This is a genomic window from Caldibacillus sp. 210928-DFI.2.18 (assembly GCF_020554505.1).
GTDB lineage: Bacteria > Bacillota > Bacilli > Bacillales > Caldibacillaceae > Caldifermentibacillus > Caldifermentibacillus hisashii.
In genome coordinates, this window is record NZ_JAJCHL010000066.1 from 1 (window position 1) to 19,383 (window position 19,383).

General features: G+C 37.7%; 16 protein-coding genes. 5 read left to right on the plus strand and 11 right to left on the minus strand.

What is annotated here, in order from left to right:
• Window positions 1-346: 346 nt before the first annotated feature.
• Entirely contained in the window at window positions 347-1,450 is a 1,104-nt protein-coding gene (locus LIZ98_RS12800; protein ID WP_227092405.1) for a glycosyltransferase family 4 protein, read from the minus strand.
• Between the two features lie 274 nt (window positions 1,451-1,724).
• Complete coding sequence (locus LIZ98_RS12805) at window positions 1,725-2,789, minus strand: glycosyltransferase family 4 protein (RefSeq protein ID WP_227139865.1); 1,065 nt, start codon at window positions 2,787-2,789, stop codon at window positions 1,725-1,727.
• 663 nt (window positions 2,790-3,452) lie between these two features.
• Here LIZ98_RS12805 and galU point away from each other — a divergent pair.
• The 4 genes from galU to LIZ98_RS12825 all read left to right on the plus strand — a co-directional run bounded on the left by galU (window position 3,453) and on the right by LIZ98_RS12825 (window position 9,723).
• A complete protein-coding gene (galU, locus tag LIZ98_RS12810; RefSeq protein WP_041902735.1) occupies window positions 3,453-4,337 on the plus strand; it encodes a UTP--glucose-1-phosphate uridylyltransferase GalU in 885 nt (294 codons plus the stop codon).
• A 254-nt stretch (window positions 4,338-4,591) separates the two neighbouring features.
• Window positions 4,592-5,209, plus strand: coding sequence for a stage II sporulation protein M (locus LIZ98_RS12815; protein ID WP_227139864.1), 618 nt, complete (start codon window positions 4,592-4,594; stop codon window positions 5,207-5,209).
• Window positions 5,210-5,555: 346 nt separating this feature from the next.
• Entirely contained in the window at window positions 5,556-6,773 is a 1,218-nt protein-coding gene (locus LIZ98_RS12820; protein WP_227139863.1) for a hypothetical protein, read from the plus strand.
• Window positions 6,751-9,723, plus strand: a complete 2,973-nt coding sequence (locus LIZ98_RS12825) for a DEAD/DEAH box helicase (protein ID WP_227139862.1) — start codon at window positions 6,751-6,753, stop codon at window positions 9,721-9,723. Before LIZ98_RS12820 ends, LIZ98_RS12825 begins: the two co-directional genes overlap by 23 nt.
• Before the next feature lie 1,005 nt (window positions 9,724-10,728).
• Here LIZ98_RS12825 and LIZ98_RS12830 read toward each other — a convergent pair.
• Window positions 10,729-10,893, minus strand: coding sequence for a hypothetical protein (locus LIZ98_RS12830; RefSeq protein WP_156103279.1), 165 nt, complete (start codon window positions 10,891-10,893; stop codon window positions 10,729-10,731).
• 417 nt (window positions 10,894-11,310) lie between these two features.
• The gene (gene ssb, locus LIZ98_RS12835; RefSeq protein ID WP_041846678.1) at window positions 11,311-11,667 is read right to left on the minus strand and encodes a single-stranded DNA-binding protein; all 357 of its coding nucleotides are present in this window, start codon (window positions 11,665-11,667) and stop codon (window positions 11,311-11,313) included.
• Between the two features lie 299 nt (window positions 11,668-11,966).
• Here ssb and LIZ98_RS12840 point away from each other — a divergent pair, with 299 nt between their 5' ends.
• Window positions 11,967-12,401, plus strand: coding sequence for a YwpF family protein (locus tag LIZ98_RS12840; RefSeq protein ID WP_041902741.1), 435 nt, complete (start codon window positions 11,967-11,969; stop codon window positions 12,399-12,401).
• Between the two features lie 46 nt (window positions 12,402-12,447).
• Here the strand turns inward: LIZ98_RS12840 and LIZ98_RS12845 are convergent, their stop codons facing one another.
• The 7 genes from LIZ98_RS12845 to spoIIID all read right to left on the minus strand — a co-directional run bounded on the left by LIZ98_RS12845 (window position 12,448) and on the right by spoIIID (window position 17,983).
• Complete coding sequence (locus LIZ98_RS12845; RefSeq protein WP_216407195.1) at window positions 12,448-12,837, minus strand: hypothetical protein; 390 nt, start codon at window positions 12,835-12,837, stop codon at window positions 12,448-12,450.
• Window positions 12,838-13,078: 241 nt separating this feature from the next.
• Window positions 13,079-13,501, minus strand: coding sequence for a 3-hydroxyacyl-ACP dehydratase FabZ (gene fabZ / locus LIZ98_RS12850; protein WP_034773167.1), 423 nt, complete (start codon window positions 13,499-13,501; stop codon window positions 13,079-13,081).
• A gap of 57 nt (window positions 13,502-13,558) precedes the next feature.
• On the minus strand, window positions 13,559-13,864 hold the full coding sequence (locus LIZ98_RS18115) for a DNA-directed RNA polymerase subunit beta (protein ID WP_227139861.1): 306 nt from the start codon (window positions 13,862-13,864) through the stop codon (window positions 13,559-13,561).
• A 248-nt stretch (window positions 13,865-14,112) separates the two neighbouring features.
• The gene (locus LIZ98_RS12860; protein WP_309240457.1) at window positions 14,113-14,964 is read right to left on the minus strand and encodes a flagellar hook-basal body protein; all 852 of its coding nucleotides are present in this window, start codon (window positions 14,962-14,964) and stop codon (window positions 14,113-14,115) included.
• Window positions 14,965-15,094: 130 nt separating this feature from the next.
• Window positions 15,095-15,919: a flagellar hook-basal body protein gene (locus LIZ98_RS12865; RefSeq protein ID WP_034773170.1), complete on the minus strand. Its 825-nt coding sequence runs from the start codon at window positions 15,917-15,919 to the stop codon at window positions 15,095-15,097.
• Between the two features lie 410 nt (window positions 15,920-16,329).
• Window positions 16,330-17,331 carry a rod shape-determining protein gene (mreB, locus tag LIZ98_RS12870; RefSeq protein WP_227139860.1) on the minus strand — a complete coding sequence of 334 codons (1,002 nt, stop codon included), beginning with the start codon at window positions 17,329-17,331 and terminating at the stop codon, window positions 16,330-16,332.
• Window positions 17,332-17,707: 376 nt separating this feature from the next.
• Complete coding sequence (gene spoIIID, locus LIZ98_RS12875; protein ID WP_034773172.1) at window positions 17,708-17,983, minus strand: sporulation transcriptional regulator SpoIIID; 276 nt, start codon at window positions 17,981-17,983, stop codon at window positions 17,708-17,710.
• Window positions 17,984-19,383 lie beyond the last annotated feature (1,400 nt).

Genomic DNA, 19,383 nt, shown 5'->3' on the forward strand with positions numbered 1-19,383 from the left:
TGGCCTCTCCTATGGGACAGTTTTCATTCTTTTGCCCTGCATTTTGTCTCATAGCTCCGTTCTATGAGACAGTTTTTCGCTTTTTTCTTGCCATTTTGTCTCATAGAATCCATTCTGACCTCCCCTATGAGACATTTCTCACTCTCATGAACTAGACTTTGTCCCATAGTTCCGTTCTATGAGACAGTTTTTCGCTTTTTTCTTGCTCTTTTGTCTCATAGAATCCAATCTGGCCTCTCCTATGGGACAGTTTTCACTCTCTTGCCCTGCATTTTGTCTCATAGCGCCGGTCAATGAGACAGTTTTTAGCATTTTCCTCTCCATTTTGTCCCATAGAGCGATGTTACTATGATGTATTATTCAACCTGAATTTGGAGAATAGTTTATTAAAAAAGTGTAATATCGGTTTCCTCCCTTTCCCCACAAGACCGACCAATTCAGCTAAGATGTACACTATGACAAATAAAAGAAAAGCTACAAACAGTAACAGCCCCATAGATGCTCTTGAAAAAACAATTCCTAAAATCCCGAAAATGAGACTGATTCCATACATCATAAGAACCGTTTGGCGATGACTTAGCCCAATCGAAAGAAGTTGATGATGGATATGCTTTTTATCCGGATTCATTATTTTTTCACCGTTTTTCGCTCTCCTGATAATCGCAAATAATGTATCAAAAATCGGCAGTGCCAAAACAATTACCGGAATGATAAAACCTAATAAAGTTACTTTCTTAAACAAACCTAGGATGGAGATTACCGCAATAGAGTAACCTAAAAACAACGATCCGGTGTCCCCCATATAAACTTTCGCCGGATGGAAATTATGAATTAAAAAGCCGAGATTACTTCCAATCAGCGTAATACAAAGGGAAATAACAAATAATCGACCATCCAAGAAAGCCATTACCATAATGCTCGCCAAGGCAATGGTCGATACACCGGAAGCCAACCCATCCAGTCCATCAATCAAATTAATCGCATTTGTTATTCCGATAATCCAAATAGCAGTAATAACAAAACGCAGAGGAACACTTAATTCTACAACTCCAAAAAATGGTAGGGATATCCGCTCAATATCAATGCCGGCAAAAATTAAAATAACGGCAGGAATTAATTGGCCGACCAGTTTTATGAGTGGAGGTAGGGAAAATTTGTCATCCAGTAATCCCGTTATAACAATAATGAACGCTCCGATTGCAATTTCCAGCAGATGCTCTTGAAACGGTCGTAAATAAAGCAATCCCAAAGTCGTTCCCAATACAATCCCTAGACCACCCATACGTGGAATCGGCACCTTATTTACTTTTCTCTTATTCGGGATATCCATAATATTAAATCGAATCGCTAACTTAATGATTGGATATATGAGTAAGAACGTTGTAAGAAATGAAATAAGGAAAGCTATAATTAATTTTTTCAGTAAAATCGGATCATGAAATACATACATAGTAAACCTCATCACAATATGATTTTACTTTTATTTTGATTCTAATTAAACAAATTTAAACATTCTTTTGCTTTGTTCATGTGAAATGTTATTTAGAATTTATCGACTGCGTAAAATACAAAGATTGAGGTGGGTTTAAAATGCAACAGTTATCACGCTAACGAATTGTACATGATGGATTTTAAAAATCTTTGCTATATGTAATAGTTATTTGTGCCAACAAAAAAAGCTGTTCCCCGTATTCAGGAACAGCTTTATATAAATAGAATTATTATTACTTTTGATGATGATTAGCCTTTTTTCCACCGATAAAGTTTAGTAACGGGCGATACTTCACACTGATTAAACCTGTCACTTCTACAATTAATTCAATAAAGACTAATAACAAGACAATGAGAAACGATGCACCCCATATCGTCGCCCTTGTAAATAAAATCGCCGCTAAACTAAAAATTCCACTTAATAAATAGATTAAAACAACCGATTGACAGTGGGTAAATCCTAAACGAAGCATATTATGATGCAAATGGAATTTATCAGGTGCCATCAATGGTTTCTTCTGTACAAAGCGACGAATAATCGCAAACGCCGTATCAATCAGCGGCACAGCAAGAATAATCATCGGGATAATCAACGAGAAAAATGCTGCACTCTTTGTAAGACCAATGACAGACAAAATACTGATCATATATCCTAAAAATAATGAGCCAGTATCACCCATGAAAATTTTCGCAGGATAGAAATTGAATACTAGAAATCCTAATGTGCTTCCCAATAATACAACCCCTAAAATCGGTGCCAGTGGATTACCCATCATAAAGGAAATCGCACTAATTGTAAAGATTGCAATGGATGATACCCCTGCCGCAAGTCCATCCAAGCCATCTATAAGATTAATAGAATTCGTGATTGCAACGATCCAAAGAATAGTAAGTGGAATAGCAAACCAACCGAAGTAAATAAATTCCCCATTTGGAACTGCAAAAAAGTCAATTTGTACTCCGCCCAAAACCGGGATAGCAGCGGCAAAAATTTGCCCAAAAAATTTAATTTTTGCTGATAGCCCATAAACATCATCCAAAATCCCGATTAAGGCAATTACTACTCCGCCTGCAATAATCGGCCAAATTTGGAGATCATTTGGTACAAACAAGTAACATCCTATTAAAAAACCAATAAATATTGCCAATCCGCCTAAACGGGGCATAATTCTCGTATGAACTTTTCTTTCATTTGGTTGGTCAGTAGCGCCAATTTTAATTGCTAGTTTTTTTACTAACGGTGTTAATAGGAGTGAAATAATAAAGCATGTAATCACTGGTACAATAAAGAACACCATATGCAATTGTCCTCCTAATAGATTCCAGTTATCATAGTTTAATATTACAGGTAGAGTTACTTTCCGTTTAAAATTTAATATAATTTTTTCTATATTTTCCAATCTACATCATCATAATTGATTTTATATAAAAAATCAAGCTAAATTAAAAGTACGATTATATGACTTTTTTTAAAATCTTGTTAAAATTGGCGAACTCTATAATTGGTAGGTTTATGAATTGACTTTTTTCCTCTAAAGTTATCTGTGAATTAAACATTTTTTGCCGGAGCCAATGTGCAATCATTCAATTTATTATGTATAATATAGAGTATAAATTACACACTGTTTAGCATCAAAAAGGTTTTACGGGAAAGTACTCAAGATTTGCACGAGACTATGGGTACGATACAAAATATTTTACTTTGTACGTAGGTTTTTTAGAACTCCATATTTCGCATTTGAAGATATAGAGCTTGTTACAACACAATCAACAATTTTCGACTTATTCCACTTGTGTTGGGGAATACAGGTAAACATTTTTTCCATATGTTAGCGGTATGCGGAATGATGGTTCGAAATTTTTAGGGGTTAACCACCTACAACTTTTGATTCCGATAATTAGACGAATGAATATGCTAAGGGTTACACAATCATTGAAAAAAGTTTTTTGGAGGAACGATCATGAAAAAAGTCAGAAAAGCAATTATCCCTGCAGCAGGTCTTGGAACACGTTTTTTGCCGGCAACGAAGGCAATGCCAAAAGAAATGCTCCCGATTGTGGACCGGCCGACTATTGAATATATTATTGAGGAAGCTGTCGAATCCGGCATTGAGGATATTATTATTGTTACCGGAAAAGGGAAACGGGCCATTGAGGATCATTTTGACCGCGTTCCGGAGCTGGAGAAAAATCTTGCCGATAAGGGTAAATTTGAGATGTTGGAAAAAGTGCAATATTCATCTGAATTGGCTAATATTCACTATATCCGGCAAAAAGAACCAAAAGGGTTAGGACATGCGGTTTGGTGTGCCCGGAATTTTATCGGTGATGAACCGTTTGCTGTTTTGCTTGGTGACGATATTGTTCAAAACGATGTCCCTTGCTTAAAACAATTAATCAATCAATATGATGAAACATTGTCGTCAATCATCGGGGTCCAAGAAGTACCGGAGAGTGAAACGCATAGATACGGGATTATCGATCCGTTAACTCATGAGGGAAGATTGTATCAAGTGAAAAACTTTGTTGAAAAGCCGGCACCCGGTACCGCTCCTTCCAATCTTGCCATTATCGGACGTTATATTTTAACTCCGGAAATTTTTATCTTTTTAGATAAGCAAGAGGTTGGTGCTGGCGGAGAAATTCAATTAACGGATGCGATTCAGCAGTTAAACAAAATTCAACGTGTTTTTGCCTACCAGTTTGAAGGAAAACGGTACGATGTCGGGGAAAAAATCGGCTTTGTCAAAACAACCATTGAATTTGCTTTAAAGCATGAGGACTTGCATGATGAAGTAATTGCATTTATGAAGGACTTATTAAATCAAATGGAAATGGATCATTGATTTTTTGAGCGGGGACATAGACAACCCCGCTTTTTTTGCTTATAAAAAGTCCGGGTAGAGGCCGTTTTTGACAATATTTTTTACTTAGACAGACTCAGCCTTTTAAAGTTTGACGAATAACTCTTCACGATTCCCTCCCTCATAAAACTTTGTTAACAACAACCCAAAAAATTTTTAAAATGTGTGCACAAAAAGGATGAATTTGGGCAATTTCAAGTATAATGAAAAAAGAAGTGTTGTAAGGAGGTTATTTTTTGAAAAAAGTTTATCTTGAGCAATGGAATCTTTTTAAACAATCTTATTGGAAATTATTTGTCGGGCTTCTCATTTTGTTTATCTTAAGCAATGTTGCGGTGTATTTTTTTATGCTGAAAAATGAGGCACTTGTAACAACGCTCATGAAGCAAGTGTCGAAAATGTTTGAGGAAAAAGACTTAATTGATCCGGATACATCTGCAATTGAATTGGCCATCGGTTTGTTTAAAAATAATACAATGGCTTGCTTACTATTGTTTGTAACCGGGTTTTTGCCAATTTTTTTACCGGCAATCGGCATTATTGTGATGAACAGTGCCATTATGGGGATTATGTTTGCTTATATGAAATTGACTGGACAAGCAATTTTGCCTATGTTGTTCGCAGGGATCATCCCACATGGAATCTTTGAAATCCCTGCCATCATCCTCGCCGGAACCCTTGCTTTTTATCTATCAATCGGGATTTTCCGAAAAATTAATGATGCACGATTTTCATTTAAAAATTGTGCCACGAATAGTATAAAGACCTTTGTGTTTGTTTGCGTTCCATTGCTGGTCATTGCGGCAATCGTGGAAGCATTTATTACCCCTATCTTTCTTGGTATGCTGGTTTAATTTTTGAAAATAAGAATGGGCGCCAAAGATGAGTCTTTCCGGTATGCTCGTTTAATTTTTTCAATAAGACGTGGAAACTTCAACTATTCGCCGGAGAGGTTTGCTTTCCGGCGAAGACTTTAAAAACTTACCGGAATTAGGCATTATATCCAACTCTTGACATAATCCCCCTTAGTCAAATCAGATACAATTTACCGAGTTCTACTCCTATCATGACTAAACAATTCAGTCCCCCCTTCTTTCCTTCACCCTAAATTGCTATAATAAAAGAATATGGATTGTGTTTGATTGTGAAAAACCCCCGGACAATGGAGTGAAAATTCCATCTGGGAAAGGAGTATTTTTAATGAGTGATCATTATCATCGTTGGGTTGAATATACAGATGAACTTTTTAAAAATGACATATTGAAAAAGAAATCATTACCACCATACTTAGTAAATTTATACGGATTGATGATTTTAAAAAAATTGAATCGGGATGATCTGTATAAAGTAAGGAGAGAACAACACAGCCTGTATAAAATTGTCGTGAATGTCCGTCTTCTGCAAAATTTACAGAATTGGTTTGAGTCGAGCCGCTACAGCTACCAGGAGATTGAAGATACTTGCAGGCAGCTGTTCGAAATTATTTACGCCGATATTCAAAACGCATTGAAACATTTACCGAGTCCGATGCCTTTTTCCTATGACCCGATTTGCGAAAAACTTCGGTTGGATGTAAGGGAATTGCTGTTTTTAGAAGGTGCCTTTAAACATGAAATCTTGCAAATATACTGGTATGTATGGAAATCTCTATTTACCCGTCCACAATTACGAAACGAGGAGCTTGATTTTGCGGAAAAGACGGCGAGAAAAGGTGCAAATGCTTCTTCCTGGCAATTTGCTTATATGTTCCAACTTTTTTTGTCCGGCCGGGTAGAAGAATCATTAGCTTTATTAAAAAATATCGGCAGCAATTATTTATCTTATCTCCTTCTGTTCATGGATTATTATTTTGCTGGGAAAAATTGGAACGGCTTTACAAAATTAGCCCAATTCTTAATCGAACATATAAAAGATTATTTAGATACAATTAGTTATTCGCTTAAGCAAAAATTTTTCTACTCAATTGATACAGTCTTTCATCAATTTGCCAAAGAAACGGGCAGATACGATTTATATGAGCAACTTTTAATTGCCATGTATCCTTTTGCGACTAGAGAATTATCATACTTTTATTTTGAACGGAAAGAGTACGGTAAATTGATCGAGTTTGCCCAACTTTCCAACTTTGGTTATTTGAGCAGCGATATTTTACGGACGATTCAAAAGGAGGAACCGCAATACCTTCTTCCCTACTATCATCGAAAAGTCCAGATGGCAATCGATCAAAAAAACCGACAAAGCTATAAAGAGGCCGTGCGCCATTTAAAAAAGCTGCGAACAATTTATAAAAAGTTGAAAAAGGAAGAAAAATGGGAAGTCTACTTTGAACAACTTTTGCATGAAACAAAGCGACTTCGAGCATTTCAAGAAGAGTGTCAAAGGGGTAAGTTAATCAATGTTGAAAATGAAACAGCTTGAAATTAATTGTATTCAATTGAAAGAGGGAAATTTCTTTCTGTACGCTTTTGAAAACGGTGAACCCGGTGTTCCGCTTCCTGCTTGGACTTTCCCACTGTTTCAATGGCATGAAAGCAGTTTTTACGGCTCGAAATTAAACGCGACTACCGTGCACTTTCAAATTGGAAACCGAACCATTGCCATTGATGGTGTTCTATTGGATTCATTTGAGACCCTTGAGTTATTCGGAACCGAACCATTTAACCAGTTTATTCAATGGGAGTTTGATGAACTTGCCAACTCGCTCTTAGCCATTTCCCCTGTTATTTATGAAACCATTGTGGAAAAACGCTTTAAACCGGATTTTGAAAGTTGGAAAAACGGGGAGTTTCGCTGGGAAGTTCCGGATCAAGTTTGGTATGAGTTTTTGCCGGAATTTTGGGAAACACAGGTGACTGAGCTTTTTGTTGATCATGATGAAGATGTTGGTGGCGAACCGGTACGGATGAAGGAGTTTGTGCAACATTTATTCCATAATGGGGTGGAATCGTATTTATCACGGGTGCCGAAATTAGGAAAACAGTGGCGGGAACGAAAAGATTTGTTGCAAAATGCTATTGCCGACGGGCTCGATGCTTCCTTATTTTTTGATGAAAAAAAATTTTTGCAATGGATTGGCGCCAGTGAGACAGACTTACCGTTTAAAATCGGACTTCATCTTGAGGAACCGCATGAAGACGGTGAAATGTGGCAGCTGACAACGGTATTGCGGGATGTAAAGAAGCCGGAAACAGTCGTTGTCTTCAACCCGACGAAACGAGGCAAAAAACGGCTGCCGAAAAAGTGGGAACTGCATCTTGATGAAGTCGTCGCCGAACAAAAACGGATAGCAAGGCTGATTCCTTGGTTGGCAAATGAATATTACAAAGACAGTGAACAAGAGAAAATGAACAATGCTAATCTTTCAGCTCCCCCGATTGTAAAGGAAGAACTGACGGAGGATGAGGCTTGGGCGTTTTTGACCAATGCCAGTGAAAAACTATTGCTTCTCGGTATTGATATTCTTTTGCCGTCTTGGTGGGAAGCGTTAAAAAATGCCAATATGCGCTTAAAGGCCAGGGTAAAATCGAGTTCCGGCGGGCCGTCCTTTGTTGGCTTGAATGCTTTACTTGATTATGAATGGCGGGTTTCTATGGCCGGGGTCGATCTGTCAGAAGCTGAATTCCGCAAACTGGTTGAGGAAAATCGCCGCCTGATTAATGTTGGCGGACAATGGATGAAGCTTGACCCTGCTTTTATTAAAAAAATGCAATCGATTATGGAAAAGGCAGAAAAAGAAGGGATGCGGGTTCAAGATTTTATTGAGCAGCAATTGCTGTACGGCGGCGACAATGAGGAGCCGGATTCGCTTGATGAGGACAATGATCAGCGAATTTTTTCCCGTATTCAAATTGAATTGCACCCGAAATTAAGGAATTTTGTTCACTCCTTAACCGATTTAACCGATATTCCGAATTTGGAAGTGCCGACGAGCTTCCAAGGTGAGCTCCGTCCGTATCAGAAAAAAGGGATGAACTGGCTTTATTTTTTACGGCAATATGGTTTCGGGGCCTGTTTAGCCGATGATATGGGGCTTGGTAAGACGATTCAGTTGATTGCCTATTTGTTGCTTGTAAAGGAGAACAATCCGGCGTCCGGTCCAAGCTTAATCATATGTCCGACCTCGGTGCTTGGTAACTGGCAAAAAGAGCTGGAACGATTTTCACCAGATCTTCATGTATACTTACATTACGGAGCAAGTCGGTTAAAAGCTGAACAATTTATCGAAACATTAACCGGTGAGCACTCATATGATGTGGTTTTGACAACTTATGGCTTGTCACACTTGGATTTTGAAGAACTTTCTTCACTAAAATGGGAAGCGATCATTTTAGATGAAGCACAAAATATAAAAAATGCCGCAACCAAGCAATCGCGCGCCATTCGCAAATTGAAGGGCTACCATCATATTGCTTTAACCGGCACACCGATGGAAAACCGTTTAACTGAGCTTTGGTCGATTTTTGATTTTATCAATAAAGGTTATCTTGGCAGTCTCACCCGCTTCCAACAACGTTTTGTTCTGCCGATTGAACGACAAGATAATAAGGAAAAAATTCAGGAGTTGCAAAAGCTCATCCGACCGTTTCTGTTGCGACGTACGAAAAATGATGAAGAAGTGGCGCTCAATTTGCCTGATAAAATTGAGCAAAAGGAATATTGCCCACTTACTGTTGAACAAGCAAGCCTATATGAGCAAATCGTCAAAGATACGTTTGACCGTCTAGCTACCCTGTCCGGTTTTGAACGGAAAGGCTATGTGCTGAAATTGCTTAGTATGCTGAAGCAGCTCTGTAATCATCCTGCCCTCTTTTTAAAAGAACACCAGGCACGTGGCGAAGAATTAATCGAACGTTCAACGAAGCTGGAAAAATTAGTTGAACTGTTCGACACGGTCATGGATCAAAACGAAAGCGGCCTGATTTTCACGCAATATATTGGTATGGGGGAAATGATTCAATCTGTTTTGGAAGCCCGTTACGGATTAAAGGTGCCGTTTTTGAACGGTTCAACGAGCAAACAGCAGCGGGACACGTTAATAAACAACTTTCAAAAGGGTGAATTTCCGATTTTGTTGCTATCATTAAAGGCTGGCGGCACTGGACTGAACTTAACGGCGGCAAACCATGTAATTCACTATGATCGCTGGTGGAACCCTGCTGTTGAAAATCAGGCAACCGACCGAGCCTACCGCATTGGGCAGACAAAATTTGTTCATGTCCATAAATTTATTACGACCGGAACGCTTGAGGAAAAAATTGACGCCATGCTGGAGAAAAAGCAAACGTTAAACGACCAGATTATCCAAAGTGATCAATGGCTCGCCGATATGTCCGATGAAGATTTGTATGATATTTTGAAGTTGGAATAAGGAAAAGCGAGAGTCGGGCCTATTTGCGACGTACAAACTGGCCGGCAAAAAGCGCAACGTCCTTTTGCAACGCATGTCAGACCACGTCCTGTGGCCCGACCTCCCGCAATGAGAACAGAGTTGCTTCCTCGAATAGTCTACTATGGCACAGGAGCACATGAAAGCGGAGCTGGTTTCTCAGTCGCTGGCGCTCGGAGCTAGACAATAAAACTAATCCCAAGTTATTTACTTTTATTTTTATACTTTCTTAATTCTTAAACAAAATCATTTTTTGGTTTGAGCCAAAAAATCGGAAGTTTATAAACCATACGTAACTTAACTCGTTCCTTTCATTTTTATTATACAAAATTTTGGCTTCAATGAATATAGCGGAATTTTCGGTCACTTTGAAAAAAATTAGGATGCTTAGTACAGTAAAAAAACGATGAAGGAAGGAAAATCTTTAGAGGGATTTTATGAAAACTATTCGACAAAAATTTTAAAAATCCTTCAATTTTTTTAAATGTTTTTTGGACACTTTACAAGTTTTTGCATTTTTGTTTCAAAAGAATAAATCCTAGCTCACACTAAGAAAGGCGCAAGGAGACCGGAGCTAGACAATAAAACTAATCCCAAGTTATTCACTTGTATTTTTATACTTTCTTATTCTGTAAGAAAAAACCGGTTTTCCCCAAAACCGGTTTTTTGAAAAGAATTGTATGTGGCTTTTTTGTAGCGATAAGTATGTGCTTTTCTTTGATTTATACCTGTGGTATGATAGTTTTAACTCTATTCCTTCTTTTGAGCGGCAAGGGGCTTCATTGGTCAGAGTAGTGACCGAATGAAGAATTTCCTTGCTGTTTTCTTTTCCATGCAACATTGTTGATAATAAATCTTTACCATCCCCGAAAAGATTTATTATTCAAGAAGTGATGATGTCCTATTTACCTTTTAACAATCCATATCACTTTTTAGTTGTTCATCCATCATCGTTTCTGCTTACATCCGCTTTTTTAACCTTATTCCTTACTTATTTTGTATGTTTCCCTCTCCTGATTCGATTACGATATCTTCCAGTTGTTTTAATTTTTCTTCTAAATTCATAATCTTTTCATTCGATTTTCCTACAATTCGAATCAGAAGCTGAATCATCTCCTCCAGCTGAAAATAATTCTCAAATCTTGTTGACATAGTCACCTCCACAGAATTGTTTACAATACTGTTAAAGATTCTGCCCTGTCAATTTTCTTTACACTATAAAATTCAAACTGCTACGAATATCTCCCTTTTTAAGACAGTATCATACTATCCATTTAGTCTATAGTTTTGTAAGATACAACTTTCTCCAACAAATCGACTCCAATATCATGGCCTTGACGAAAATCATAAGTTTTCATAGGTTTTCATCATAAATCCTTCAAGCAACACATCGGTCTATTTGTCTTTTACTTCCAAAACCTCTCGCTTTACATAATCCTTCTCTCTTGATTTTTTCTTACATTTTCATTATCGTTCTGTAATTGCATTTTGAAAGCAATTAGATCCCTTTCGTCTATGATTCCTTTTCTTTTTTTCAGCAATCACCTCCTTAATGGAATTTAAAGGAACTTATGCATTTGTTGCGGCGATTTCCTTGTCCTCTGCCGGCCTGCCTCCCAAAAAGCGGACACTATCAGCAACAACTTCCGTAACATAAACCCTTTTCCCTTCACTATTTTCGTAATTTCGCGTCTGGATTCGGCCAATAATTCCAATGATCGAACCCTTTTGGCAATATTGTACGGTGTTCTCTGCTGCTCGCCGCCAGAGTGTGCACTGAACAAAATCTGTTTCAATACTGCCGCTCGTGGACCGATAATTTCGATTCACTGCCAGCGTAATATTTGTTAAGGCAACCCCTTCTTGCGTTAATTTCAATTCCGGGTCCCTCGTCAGTCTTCCTACCAATGTTACCTGGTTAATCAACTTTTCACCTCCAATCAATTTGTTACTATAATCATAGGACAATTTTATTATGTTGTAAAATTTTGATTTGCCAGTTATATGTGCTTTTTACCTATTTTTTACTATGTTTTACTTGAAAAATGGGCTTTATTTTTATAAAAATGGTGTCTATAAGTGGAAAAATGGTATTTATAGCTCTTTCTGCAAGTTAATTTTTTACTTATATAATTAGTAAAATTTTACTCCTTATTCTGACTAGTACTTCAATATTTATCATGGTAAAATGTGAATAACAGAATTTTGCGGGGAGGCTGATGTTTTTGAAGACATTTAAGTTGATTTCTTTTCAACTGGTAGATAAAAACGATGAGACGATCCAAATTCCTTTCATTGATGCTTTGATTATAAACAAAGAAAATGAAAAGAATACATGGCTAATTGAACTTTTTATTGAGCGAACCTATTTTTCCGTTTTTGAGAATTACCAACCACAGGACAAATTTCCGGTCAATGTAATCATTACAAAAGCCGAAAATGATCCCGCAACTTTTCTTGTCAATGTGATTAATTCAAAAGTAGTTGATGAATATGTAAGCATTTTGTTGGAGGGAACTTTAAGCCGCTCAAGAGGCTATGCTGAACAATTATTGGGTCTCCTTTTAGATAAAGGACTAAGTGGCAATGAACTATTACTTGCTTTTAAAGAAGAAATAAGAACAAAGAAAAACAAGGTAGGCAGACCCTCAAAAAAATAAACATAAGACAGGGATGACATATTTGCCCCTGTCTTATTTATTCTACTTACTCATCTTTTGTATCGTTATCTTGGATATCTTTTCTATCTTCTAATAAATCTTCGGTACCATTGTTATTATTGTTATTATCTGTTCGGGTGTTATTTGTCCCGTTATTGTTGTTGCCGTTGTTATTTGTTCCGTTATTATTGACCCCATTATTACCGTTGTTATCGCCGTCTAAGTTACCACCATTACCTGTGTCATTGTTATCTTCATCAATTACATTGTTATCATCATTTGCGTCATTATTATCCGTTCCATTGTTATTGTCATTTCTGTCCGTTACATCATTATCCGGCGGTGCAGGGTCGTTATCATCATCATTATTAGCACATCCCATTAAAAGGACCGATGCAAGCAATGTACTACCAATTATTTTCAAGAAACGATCCATTTCTTTTCTCCTTTCTACCTTTAGATAATTTTGACCTAAAATCAGGTCTGATGTTAGGTTGCCCAAATCAAAAAAAAATTTGCATAACAATTAGGCAATTTCATCCAAAGGTAAAAGAAGGCGTTTGTGTGTTTGAACCTTTTCATTGCTTGTAATAAGCTGAAATTTTAATCAGTGAGGGGAATCGAAATTATCGGACCTTTACGGGTTTTCTCTATCTTCTTTTTCTACACCAACGTTTTTATTGGATGGCAAACATCATTTCAGTTTCACATGCAACCTCACCGTTTACTGTAGCAATTCCCTTTCCCTTGACGATTGGCCCCCGTGACCGCAAAATTTCCACTTCCAAACGCAATTGGTCCCCCGGCTTAACTTGCCTTTTAAACCGGCATTTGTCGATTCCGGCAAACAACCCCAGTTTTCCTTGATTTTCTTCTTTTTTTAACATCGCCACTCCACCAACTTGAGCTAATGCTTCCACAATTAAGACACCGGGCATGACCGGGTAGTCCGGAAAATGACCTTGGAAAAACGGCTCATTGATCGTAACATTTTTAATACCGACTGCCCGCTTTTCCTCTTCCAGTTCAACAATCTGATCGACCATTAAAAATGGATAGCGGTGAGGAATAATTTTTTTGATTTCATTAATATCAAGCATAATAACACTCCCAATTTCATATATTTCCATTACATGAAAAAAACCCCGTTAATTCATTCATTTTGAACCTGTACCATCATTAACAATTTCGAGAATATGGGTCCATGTTGATTTCTTAAATACATCTGTCGGCTTGCCATCACCGATTACACCATAGCCAATCATGGCGCCAATAAAGAAAAGGAGCAATATTAAAAACAGGACAATGATGAGTCGAAGCCATATCGGGATAAGCCGAGTCCGGAGCCGCTTTTCCTTTTTTTCTGCCTTTTCTTCTTCATTGTCTTTTTTGGTTTTCTTTCCACTTATACGATTTTTAATTCGTCCTTCTCGCGTCTCTCTATGATCATCTAAATTTTCCACAACTGTCCAATCCCCTCGATAAAAGAATTCACTCTGACAGATAGGGTGATTAATTCATTCAATCCGACAGCCCTGTCTTCCCGAATCCCATTGATGTAATCCGAACCTAACGAAACATGTGGGCACTTAGCACTCAAACTTACCGGATCCCATTGATTAATCTTTTTATTTAATCTACACGCTTACCGAATCCAGCGATTAAATTTCTTCATTTAACCGTTTTTGGGCAAGACATGATCATCTTAAATCTACCGAATTCCATTAATCAATCCCTGCATTTGATCGGCAATCGTGATCGCTCTTCCTTGTAATTGATAAGCCCTTTGTGTCTGTAGCAAATTCGTCATTTCTTCACCGATGTCAACATTAGATTGTTCAAGTGCCTGATTTTTTAACCCAATTTGCCCGCGGAGATTTCCTGCAAGATTTTCCAACAAATCAGCTTCTGTTATACCTAATTCCGCCATATTATCCGGCAAAGTCATCAAGTTATCACCAACCCGAGCCATCGTTTGCGGTTTATGTATTTGAGCAATTCCCAGATTAAAAGTCACATTATTACCAGCCTCGTCAGAAAAAACAATCTCTCCATTTGGATTCAAATTCACATTTTGTAAATTATTGTTAAAAATAATTGGATTGTTGTTTTCATCAAGTACTTGATAACCTTCACTGGTGACAAGCCCGACTTCATTTGCATTCACCGGGGACAAATAAAACGATCCGTCTCTGGTATAATGGACGGCCGTTTCGTTCCCTTTTGGAGCCAACACTTTAAAAAATTGATTTGGTTCAGTTAAAGCAAAGTCTAAGGCGCGACCAGTTTGCACGATTGAACCCAAAGTCAAAACAGTTTGTACTTGGGCAACACGTGCACCTGTTCCAATCCGAATACCGTTCGGCGTCAACCGATTTACTTCCTCTTCCAGATTTCGCTGGTTATTATATTGCTGGTACATGAGTTCACCGAATGTCGCTCTTTGTTTTTTGTAACCCGTCGTTTGTGAATTTGCAATATTATTGGCAATCGTATCCATTTGTTTTTGCAATTGGTTCATGGTGTTGCTTGCCGTAATTGAAATCCGATTCAATGATTTCACCTCATTTTTCTCTGATTTAAAGGGGTTAAGTTGGGAAGTTGTCATATATATTTCTATGGAAAAAATTGTTTAACTTAATCGTATAGCCGATAAAACAAACATGGACGGCATGATTTTGACCGCCAGTTTCTTATAATTTTCCGATTTCATTGACGGCTTTGTCCATGCTGCGATCATAAGCTTGCAATACTTTTTGATTAGCCTCAAAAGATCGGTAAGCCGTTAACATGTTAGTCATTGTTTCTGCCGCATCCACATTGGATCGTTCAATATAACCTTGTTTAACCGAAAATGCGACTTGATTATTTGCATAGGCAGATGGAAGTGCCCCACCGTCCATTTGATATAAACCGGTACTCGTTTTCGTTAACAGATTGGGATTTTCAGCATAAGCTATTCCTAAGCGGGCAACATTTTGTCCATTTTGTTGAACCCAGCCATCTTCTGTTACAGTAAAGGAATCATTAACCAAGGCAATGGGATTACCGTATGTATCCAGTACATATTGTCCGGTTGCCGCTGTTAAAAATCCCGCTCCGTCAATCGTAAAATTTCCGTTCCGCGTATATTGGACACCGCCATCGGGATTTTGCACGGTAAAAAAGACACTGCCTTGAACCCCATTTTGATTCAGCGGCATCGTTATATGATTTAAGGCCAAATCCGTGTTCAAGCTCGTTTGGGTCAAGTCACCTTGTTTAAAATTTGGTGTAATGTCTTGTATGTAAACACCGGTATTTAACCGACCGACAGGCGTCATAGTTGTTGCTACTGAGTTGCCCGGAACATCAGGTGACTCCATTTTTTGGATTAACATATCAGGGAAAGCACGGACAGATGATTGATCCGCCTTGTATCCGGGCGTATTTATATTCGCCATGTTATTGGTCAACATCTCGGTTCTTCTTTGTTGTGCCAGCATTCCGGAAGCAACCGTGTAAAAGCCTCTAAACAAGTCCCCCACTCCTCTTACCATTTTTAAGAAATATATGAATAAATAGTGTTAGCGCTCCATTTATATTGAAAAAGCAGTTTAGCTAAACAAAATAAAAATCCTTGCTTATCTTATTATAAACGATTTTCCCACTTTGGACATTATTATTTTTCAATAACACTTGACATTTTTTAACAGGTCCTAAAGAGCTATACATTTATGTTATGAACAGTTTCGGATAATAAAAAACGGAACAAACCCATAGAACGGCTAGCACACCAAAAGCCTATTTTCTAAAAAATTTACGCTTAAATGTCACGTATTAAATATAGTTAATACTAATTTTGCGTAAAATCTTTTTGAGTGCTAATCATTGGATATGTTCCCGTTTTTATTTTATTGCCCAGATTTGGCGCTATTCGGGCCTTTTTTTAAATCAAACTGCGGCGATCAATTTTATCAATATTGTCCAGCATAATGCCCGTACCGACTGCAACACAATCCATCGGGTTATCGGCAATAAATACCGGTACTTTTAATTCTTCTGCCAATAACGTATCAATTCCATGAAGTAAAGCCCCGCCACCGGTTAAAATAACCCCGCGATCAATAATGTCTGCCGATAGTTCAGGAGGTGTTTTTTCAAGTACACTTTTTGCCGTTTGAACAATAACTGCAACCGATTCCCTTAAAGCAGATTCGATTTCAGCCGAATTTATCGTTATTGTTCGTGGCAGGCCTGAAACAAGATCGCGGCCACGAATGTCCATTTCTTCATTGCGTGAATTTTCAAACACTGTACCTACGTTGATTTTAATACTTTCTGCTGTTCGTTCTCCAATTAACAATTTATATTTCTTTTTAATATACTGGAGAATTTCCAAATCAAATTTATCCCCTGCCGTTTTAATTGATGCGGATGTGACAATATCGCCCATAGAAAGAACAGCAATGTCTGAAGTACCGCCACCGATATCGATCACCATATTCCCGCTTGGTTGGAAAATGTCCATACCTGCTCCAATTGCTGCCACTTTTGGTTCTTCTTCCAAATAAACTTTTTTTCCGCCGCTTTTTTCAGCTACTTCGCGAATCGCCTTTTGCTCAACACTTGTAATATTCGTTGGACAACAAATTAAAATTCGTGGTTTTGATAAAAATCCTTTTACATTCAACTTGTTGATAAAGTATTTTAACATTTGTTCAGTGACGGCAAAATCTGCAATTACACCATCTTTTAACGGACGAATTGCAACAATATTACCGGGTGTTCTCCCAACCATTCTTCTTGCTTCTTCACCAACAGCTAATACTTTGTTCGTATTCAAATCAATGGCGACAACTGACGGTTCATTCAGTACAATCCCTTTTCCTTTTACATAGATAAGTACATTAGCTGTTCCTAAATCGATTCCAATATCTCTGGCCAACATAAAATATCCTCCTTAATTTTCCCGTTCAAAACGCTTTCTAATTGCATATTCTACCATAAATAAGTTGAAATATGGAGGACCTATGTCATTTTTTTTACTTTTTGTCGTTTTTTTATCAATTTGTAAAAAAACTAGGAAAAGATGACTTTATTAGTCATCCTCTTTACCCGGGTATCCACTGGTAATGAGTGTTCCTTAACAGGTTGACTGCTTCAATTTGAAATAAGGATCCAAGTTGGAGACCTATCTTTATATATCATGGTCTTCTAAAGAGAAATGGATCCATCGAGTGAAAAACGAAATTATTTTTCTAAAATCGGCATGAAAATACTTGCATTATAATCATCTGATATCCCCAACAAGTAAAAAGTGAAAATTATTTCTCTAAAACCGGCTCTTCAGAGGTTCCTTTTTTATATTTCATTTTTGTTGCTTCTCCTCCCCGTAAGTGACGAATTGACTTATGATAGTCTAATATTTCTTTCACTTCATTCGCTAATTCAGGGTTTATTTCTGGCAATCTTTCTGTTAAGTCTTTATGAACGGTACTTTTGGATACGCCAAACTCCTTCGCTATAACGCGAACCGTTTTTCTCGTCTCCACGATATATTTCCCAATCTTGATCGTCCTTTCTTTGATGTAATCGTGCACACCACTCGCCTCCTTGATTTGGATGTGAGAAGTGTGAAATGAGACACGCGCTTGCTCCATCGAATTACTGCTTCCTCCGCATAAAGAACGGTTCGTTTAGAACTTGATTGGTTATAACGTACTTTTAGCATCATTTATGTATTATTTTTTTAAAACTTTATGCGGCAGAAAGTAGATACTTTCTGCGGATTCATTTTTCATTATGTCTCTAACCCCATCTAAGCTGCTTAAATACGATTCCTCACCTCAAACACTCTCTTTTGAAATGATTTTACTTTAAGTAATGGGAAGGGAATTTGGTTTCGCTTGTCAATGAGGCGGAACCAAAGTGCCCAATAATTTCTTAAATTTTGTAACAGTTTATTATTATAAGGACTAGAATATGCACAAAAAAAGCAATAAGGACAAGTTCTAAAGCATTTTTTTCATTTTAAAGCGTTGGTCAATATTTGCTTTTTACCTGTTGAATATGTATGAGCCGGTTGGCCTTACAGTTGGCGGAACTTTCCTGTTAAAAATATTCGCCCCCGTATTCGATTTGAGCCTCCAAAAAAGCTTAATGAAATAAAGACTTTCCCGGTTCTGATACATAAGTTCAATTAATGGTGGTTACCCTTTATTGATTATAAATGGAACACAAGTTAAATACGTGTGCCAATGCTTGTGTGACCGATATCGAGCACTTCCGGAAGCATGCGACCCCCCGGCTCCCCTATTTTCCTTATTCACTTGAAATTTAAAGTGGAGGCCTTTGACTGGACTTAAATGTGGGATAGAGACAATATTTTCTTTTTCTCAACAGAATTTTTTTGATTTCCGACAAAAAATCCGTTTATTTCCCAAGAAATATGTCGCTTCTCGTCAAGATATTAATGGTTTTTGCGGAAAATTCACGTTTTACATTTACACTAACGAATGAAAAAGCTATTCAACGTATAGAGTTGTTTTCTCTGCCTAGGAGTCTAGGAGTCTGTCCGATGACTTTTGGAGCATAATATGAAATCTATCGCTAATTTTACGGTTTAAACATGCCATACAGCAGCTATACGAGTTGTGGTATTGCGTCGGTCAGACTCCTAGACATTCCAATAAACAATTTTGTTCAAGTTTAAAATCGTTCAAACTTCCCTTTCAGATCCACCAACATTGCAATAAGAAAAGCGCAGAGCGCCCGCTTAGCGACGTCAAACTGGCCGGCTAAAAGCGGCAACGTCCTGTTGCAACGCATGTCTGACCACGTCCTGTGGCCCGACCTCCCCGCAATGAGAACAGATTTGCTTCCTCGAATAGACACCGCACGAAGAAAATGCGAATGCATTTTCGAGGACTTTGAATAATCTTCCTTGAATAAGCATCGCACGAAGAAAATGCGAATGCATTTTCGAGGACTCTGAATAATC